The following is a 7,128-nucleotide window of genomic DNA, read 5'->3' as shown; positions in this document are numbered from 1 at the left end:
CCCCCGACACGAAACCAGGTGTAGGGCGCCAGCGGGGCGTTCTCGATCAGTTTGCCGCGCGCAGGCGGTAGGGAAGGCTTGGTCATGGACAGCAGCGGGTCGCCCGACTGGAGCTGACTGTCAAGCGCCGGCCCGGTACAGGCCGATCAGTTGCCCGCTCCATTGCGCTCCTGGGGAAGGCCGTCACCCGGCGGGCGGCGGTCGCTGCGCGCTTCGCGCGGCTCGGGCGCCGACAGGCTCGCAATCTCGATCGTGCCGGAGGCGTCCTCATAATTCTTCGCCAACTGAACGATGGCAGCTTGGAATTCCTGGAAGGTCACGACCCGGTCGAGGTTAGGATCGAAGCGCACTGGGTTGGCCAGCGTGTCATCCCGGGTGGGCAGGTTTGCGGCCCAGTCCTGCTGTTCGATGGCGACCAGCTGCCCATCTGCGTTGGCATCGGCCGCAGCAAAGGCGGCCAGCGTGCCGGCCGCGATCTCTGCGGCGGAAATCCGGCCATCGGCATTGGCGTCAAAGCTGGCGATCAGTCCGCCCCCCGGCACGAGCCGCCCGAGTTTCATGAGGCCTGGACCGGAGTCCGGGTTGGCCTCGCCCTGGCCTGGCAGGCGCACGAGATCATCCGTTTCGGTTTCGGCCTGGGCGTTGACGGGAAGAGCTGCCATCAGGACAGCAGCAACTAGCAGGGCACGGCGTATCAACGGGGACTCCTCACGATTGCCAATGGTTACCCTAGGCGAGTGTGCTGTTTTTGCAACAGCGGCTTGCAGCGCCGGAGCGCCTGTCAGAGGGAGCCTCGCAGGCCCGGAATTAACCGCGCCTTAACGCTCGCGGGGCAAATGGTTAACCAGTATAAACTGCCACGAGTCGCACACCGCAAGGTGTGTAAGTTCGCGCTTGGAAAGGCGGCTGTCCGATGAACGCAGAACAAGTGCCCATTATCATGGCGGTTGGTACCGCAATGCTGGCCCTCGGCGCGTTGCTGTGGGCCTTGCGGGTCTCGGATGGCGCGCGCGGCGCGGCGAAGAAGTACCGCGATCTGGCAGGCGAACGGGAAACCGAGAACGCGGCCCTTAAATCTGTGCTAGGCGCTCATCCCGGTGTCATTCTTGTCTGGCAGGGCGAGGCGCTGGAAATCGAAGGCGACGAAATCACGCCGCCGGACGTGTTCGGCTCGTCGGTCGCGCTCGCGGGGCTGCTGAGCTTTACGGACGCGGCGATTTCGGAGAACCCGACTGTCCGCATCGTGGAAGGCATCGCCGATCTCGAGGCACGCGACTCCACCGGTCAGGACACCACGCTGCGTATCCGCCTGCGGGAACTGCGCGAGCAGGGCAATCCCTTCTCGCTGACCATCATCGGGCCGTCGGGACGTTTTCTTGAAGCCGACGGGCGCACCGCCGGGGCGCGTGCAGTGGTCTGGGTCACCGATTCCACCATCAAGGGTCTGGAAGAAAGCTCCGCCCGCGGAAAATTCGAAGAGGCCCGCCAGGTCATCGCGCGCGATCCGACTGCCTTTCTCGACATGCTGCGCAAGGCGCCGTTCCCGGCCTGGCGCGTATCGGGCATGGGCCGCCTGCAATGGGCGAACCCAGCCTACCTCGCGGCTGTGGATGTCTCCAGCCTCGACCGGCTTCTGGAAGAACAGACGACGCTGGACCAGACCGTCGCGGAGCAAGCCCGCAAGACCATTTCAGATGGCCAGGAGCATGATGAGACCCGTCACATCGTCGTCAAGGGCGACCGCCGGGCGATGCGCGTACTGACGTTCCCGCTCTCTGGCGGGGCAGGGGCCATGGCCTTTGACGTGACGATGCAGGAAAATGCACGCGAGGAACTGAACCGCCACGTCCGCGCGCATGACGAGACGCTGAACCATGTCGCCGATGCCGTCGCCATCTTCTCGGCTGAACGCAAGCTGACCTTCTACAACAAGGCCTTCCGCGACATGTGGGACCTTGAAGAGGCCTTCCTCCTGGACCGGCCGAACCATGGCCAGCTGCTCGACCGGCTGCGCGAGCGCCGCAAGCTTCCCGGCCGCCCGAACTATGCTGAATGGCGCGCCGAGGAGATTTCCTACTATCTCGATCTCGACGGCGTGAAGGAAGACAAATGGTCATTGCCCGATGGCCGCACGTTGTCGGTCACCCGCCAGCGTCACCCGATGGGCGGCCTGCTCCTGCTCTTCAAGGACATTACAGTCCAACTCGACCTGCAGACCCGATTCAACGCGCTGATCAAGACGCAGCGCTCTACCCTCGATAACCTCCACGAAGCAGTTGCCGTGTTCGGCAGCGATGGACGGCTGAAGTTGCACAACCGTGCCTTTGAACGTGTCTGGGACCTGCTGGCGGATCTGCTGAAGGATACGCCGGACTATGACGATGTGGTCGAAGGTTGCGTGCCGCTTTTCCATGACGCGGAAATCTGGGACGCCATCAAGGTGCATATAACCGACCCGTCCGCAGGCGCCCGCCAGGCGACGACCGGCGAGATGCGCCGCTCGGATGGCTCACTGTTGACCTACATCACCAACCCGCTGCCGGACGGCAACACGCTGATCGCATTCGCGGACGTCACGGCCACCCGCCGCGTTGAGTCCGCGCTGCGCGACCGTGCCGAAGCCTTCGAGGCGGCAGACCGCCTGAAAACGGAATTTGTCCGAAATGTCAGTTACCAGCTGCGCTCTCCGCTGACGACCATCTTCGGTTATGCCGAGCTTCTTGAAACGCAGCGCAATGGCGCGCTGACGGAGCGCCAGACCGACCATGTCCGCGCCATCCTGTCGGCGTCGGATCATCTCAACAAGCTGATCGAGAACATCCTTGACCTGGCGCTCATCGAGGCCGGCCGCATGGATCTCGACCTCGATACCGTGAACCTCGAGGACCTGATCGCCGAGGGCATCGAGATGGTTGTCTCGAAGGCCGAGGATACCGAAGTCACCGTACGGTCAGAAGTAGTCGGCAAGCTGGGCACGATCCGCGGCGACGCGCGCCGGATCAAGCAGGTCTTGTTCAACCTCGTGTCCAACTCGCTTCGCTTCACCGAGGCCGGCGGGGAAGTCGTTGTGGCTGCCCAGCGTGCGGGCGACATGGTGATGCTCAGTGTACGGGACAACGGGATCGGCCTTGAGGCCGACAAGCGCGCGACCAGCTTCGACAGCTTCGTCTCGGGTGATCAGCGCGGCGCCGGGCTCGGCCTCGCGCTGGTGAAACACTTCATCCACCTGCACGGTGGAACGGTCGGCATGAAGCCGGTGGAGGGCGGCGGTCTGGAGGTGACCTGCTGGCTGCCGGCGCAAGTGACAGTGGCGGCCCAGGCTGCGCTGCACCATGCCGAAGGCGCAACGCTCCAGGCTTCCTGACCTAGACCGGGTCGCGGGCCCGGAAGACATCCTCGTCAAGTTCGCCTTCCCATTTGGCGACGGCGGTTGCAACCGCGAGATCGCCGGTGACATTCGTCACCGTCCGCATCATGTCGAGTATCCGGTCAAACGGGAACAGGATCGCGATGATCAATACCGTGTTCTCCGGCGAGACGCCGATCACGCTGAGCGTGGTCGCCGCGAGGAACAGGCTGACCGATGGAATCCCGGCGGTTCCGATCGAGACAAGCGTCGCCATCAGGATAATGGTGAAATACATGTCCGGCGTCATCGTGATGCCGAGCGCCTGCGCCGCGAACAGCGCGATCAGGCCCTGATAGAGGGCTGTGCCGTCCATGTTGATGGTGGCGCCCAGCGGCAGGACCGAGGAGGCAACCGGCTTGCGGATGCCGAGATTCTTGGTCGCTGCCGCGATTGTGACCGGCAGGGTTGCATTGGACGAAGAAGTTGAGAAGGCCACCGCCTGCGGATCTGCGACACCGCGAATGAACGGGATCAGCGGCAGGCGAAGCAGGCCCTTAACGATGAAGCCATACGTGATCAGCATGTGGAGCGTGCAGGCGAGATAGTGCGCCAGCGTCATCTTGCCGAGCACTTCCAGCACGACAAGACCGCGCGTTCCCAGCACCCAGGCCATCAGCGCGAGCACACCAAAAGGCGCAACTTCCATGATGATGATCGTGAGCCGCATCATCACTTCTGCTGCGCTGTTCATGACCCGCGCGATGGGCTCGCCGGCATCGCCCGCCATCAGCGTAGCAATCCCCAGCATGATCGCAAAGAAAATGATCGCGAGCACGTCGCCCTTCGCCATCGCATCGACCGGGTTGACCGGAATGATCGACAGCAGCGTGCGGATGATCTGTTCCAGCACGCTGCCCGGCGCCGGGTTTTCCGACAGGCGCAGTCGCGCATCTTCCAGATCGGAGGAGGAGACGAGCGACAGATCGAAGCCCGCGCCCGGCTGGATCAGCGTGCCCATGGCGAGGCCGAAGCAGACCGCGATGAACGTGGTCGCCATGTATAGTCCGAGCGCGCGCCCGCCCAGGCTGCCGAGACGTTTGGGATCGCCCATCGCTAGGACGCCGGACACGAGGGTCGTGAAGATCAGCGGCACGACCAGCATCCGGATGAGGTTGATGAAGGCATCGCCGACCGGTTTGAACCAGGTGGTGACGAGTTCGCTCGCCCGGTCTGGCCCAATCCCATAGCGGAGGCTGAGCCCGATAGCGCCGCCAATGACAAGGCCGAGGATAACCCGCTTCCACAGATCGATTTCAAACCAGGTCTTCATCTGCCGCCTCATTTTTCCGCCACAGCAGGAGGGTAGAGGCCGGTGAAGCAGAAAACAACCTTTACCCGGGGCTGCTTGCCAGAGACGGGCCCGGCGCCCTATTGCGTGGACTATGGCCCCGCCGCGTGACCCGCTCCCGATTGACGATGTGTTGCCGGGGATCCTCCGTGCACTCAAGGATGGAAACCGGCTGGTGCTCGCCGCGCCCCCGGGCGCCGGCAAGACAACGCGCGTGCCGCTGGCGCTGGCAGGCCTTCTCGGCGAGGCGCCGGTCATCCGGGGGCGTATCCTGATGCTGGAGCCGCGCCGGATCGCTGCGCGCATGGCCGCCGAGCGGATGGCCTCCAGTCTCGGCGAGCGGCTGGGACAAACCGTGGGCCTCACAACGCGTGTGGACAAGAAGGTTTCCTCGGTTACGCGCATCGAAGTGATTACGGACGGCCTGTTCACCCGGCGCATCCTGAATGATCCGGAACTGAAGGATGCAGGCGCGGTCCTGTTCGACGAGTTCCACGAGCGCCGGCTGAATTCCGATCTTGGTCTCGCGCTTGCGCTGGACGCGCAAGGCGCACTGCGCGAAGATCTCCGCCTGCTGATCATGTCGGCGACCTTGGACATCGCCGCTGTCTCGATGGCCGTGGCTGCGCCGGTCATCGAGAGTGCGGGACGCCAGTATCCGGTTGAGACGCGCTATCTCGGCCGCTCCGAGGAGCGGATCGAAGACAGGATGCCGAAGGCCATCCGGCAGGCGCTGCGCGAGGAACAAGGCTCCGTGCTGGCATTCCTGCCGGGCGCGCGTGAAATCCACCGCACCGCCGAGGCCCTTGCCGGACTGGGGCCGGATATCCTCATTGCGCCCTTGTTCGGCGCCCTGCCGCCGGCGGATCAGGATGCGGCGGTCTCGCCGGCCCCCATCGGCAAGCGCAAGGTCGTGCTCGCGACCGATCTCGCCGAAAGCGCGCTGACGATCGAAGGCGTCCGCATCGTCATCGATTCCGGCCTCGCCCGCGTGGCTGAAGATGAAGCGGGCGGCCTCGGCACGCGCCTGTCAACGGTGCGCGCCTCGCGCGCCTCGGTCGACCAGCGGCGGGGCAGGGCGGGACGGACCGCACCGGGTGTTTGCTATCGATTGTGGGACGAAGCCGCGACGCGCGGCCTGATGGCAGCGGCCACGCCTGAAGTGTTGTCGAGCGATCTTTCCGGACTTGTGCTGGCGCTTGCGGAATGGGGCGAACGCGACCCCTCCAAACTCACATGGCTGGACCCGCCGCCTGCCGGGAAATACCGCGCCGCAGAGGAGCAGCTTCTGGCGCTCGGCGCGCTCGATGATGCCGGATCATTGACGCCAAAGGGCCGCGAGATGGCGCGCCTGCCGATGGCGCCGCGCCTGGCGGCATTGATCGCAGCGGCGCCGGGACCCGCCGAGAAGGCACTCGCGGCGGAAGTGGCCGCACTCGCAGGCGAGCGGGGCATGGGCGGCGTTTCGAGCGATCTGCGCGACCGGTTGCAGCGCTTCCGGTCCGATGGCAGCGCGCGTGCGCGCAGTCTCAAGGTCCAGGCGGCCAGCTGGGGCGGCGGTGCAAGGCCAGGCGGCGATCTCTCTCGTCTGCTCGCCTCAGCCTGGCCGGATCAGGTCGCTCGCAAACGCCCCGGCTCGGATGGCGCTTATCTTCTCGCCTCAGGCCGTGCGGCAAGTCTTCCGGCTACGGACGGTCTGGCGAAATCCGACTGGCTGGTCGTCGCCGACCTCGGCGGCGCCGCCCGCGAGCCGCGTATTACGCTCGGGCTGCCGATTACGCAAGCCGAGGCGCTCGCCAGCCAGAGAGTGACGACCGAAGACCGCGCCGCGTTCGATCCGAAGACCGGTCGTTTTACCGCGCGCCGCGTGAAAGCGCTTGGCGCTATCGTGCTTTCAGAGGCGCCGCTGCCGAAGCCCTCGGCGGAAGCCGCAGCGCAGGCCATGCTGGAGGCTGTACGGGCGGCAGGTTTCAGCGCAATTGGCGCCGCAGAGGCCGTCGAGGAAACGCTGCAGCGGCTGCTGATTCTTCAATCTGCCGCCCTCATCGATGCTCCGGAGAGGAAGACAGACGCGCTTATTGGCAGCGCGCCGGATTGGCTCTATCCGCTGCTGCGCCGCAAGGGCGCGTCGGTCCCGGCGCCGCATGAGGTGCGTGACGCGCTGATCCAGTCCTTCGACTGGCCGGTGCAGGAAGCGCTGCGCCTGCATGCGCCTCTCTCGCTGGACCTGCCGTCCGGCCAGGAGGCGCGTGTGGACTGGCTCGATCCGCGTGCGCCACTTGTCTCGGCGAGGGCACAGGCCTTCTATGGGCTGACCGAGCACCCGCGAATTGCTTCTGGCCGCGTACCCGTCACCGTGGAACTCCTCTCGCCGGGTATGAAACCGGTCGCCACGACGCAAGACCTCGCCCGTTTCTGGGGCGCTGGATAC

4 protein-coding genes are annotated in these 7,128 nt (G+C 65.2%); 2 read left to right on the top strand and 2 right to left on the bottom strand.

Annotation, left to right across the window (positions count from 1 at the left end; genetic code table 11):
- Window positions 1-146 precede the first annotated feature (146 nt).
- Complete coding sequence (locus WEA77_RS02680) at window positions 147-662, bottom strand: hypothetical protein (RefSeq protein ID WP_368066319.1); 516 nt, start codon at window positions 660-662, stop codon at window positions 147-149.
- Window positions 663-913: 251 nt separating this feature from the next.
- Here WEA77_RS02680 and WEA77_RS02675 point away from each other — a divergent pair, with 251 nt between their 5' ends.
- Complete coding sequence (locus tag WEA77_RS02675; protein ID WP_368066318.1) at window positions 914-3,364, top strand: PAS-domain containing protein; 2,451 nt, start codon at window positions 914-916, stop codon at window positions 3,362-3,364.
- 1 nt (window position 3,365) lies between these two features.
- Here WEA77_RS02675 and WEA77_RS02670 read toward each other — a convergent pair whose 3' ends face one another.
- Entirely contained in the window at window positions 3,366-4,679 is a 1,314-nt protein-coding gene (locus WEA77_RS02670) for a dicarboxylate/amino acid:cation symporter (protein ID WP_368066317.1), read from the bottom strand.
- Between the two features lie 112 nt (window positions 4,680-4,791).
- Between WEA77_RS02670 and hrpB the strand changes: the two genes are divergently transcribed.
- The coding region (gene hrpB, locus WEA77_RS02665; RefSeq protein WP_368066316.1) for an ATP-dependent helicase HrpB at window positions 4,792-7,128 on the top strand (2,337 nt) is incomplete at its 3' end.

The organism is Hyphomonas sp. (assembly GCF_040882205.1).
Taxonomy (GTDB): Bacteria; Pseudomonadota; Alphaproteobacteria; order Caulobacterales; family Hyphomonadaceae; genus Hyphomonas.
Note: the sequence above shows the minus strand (reverse complement) of the source record. Positions and strands in the feature narration are given on the sequence as shown.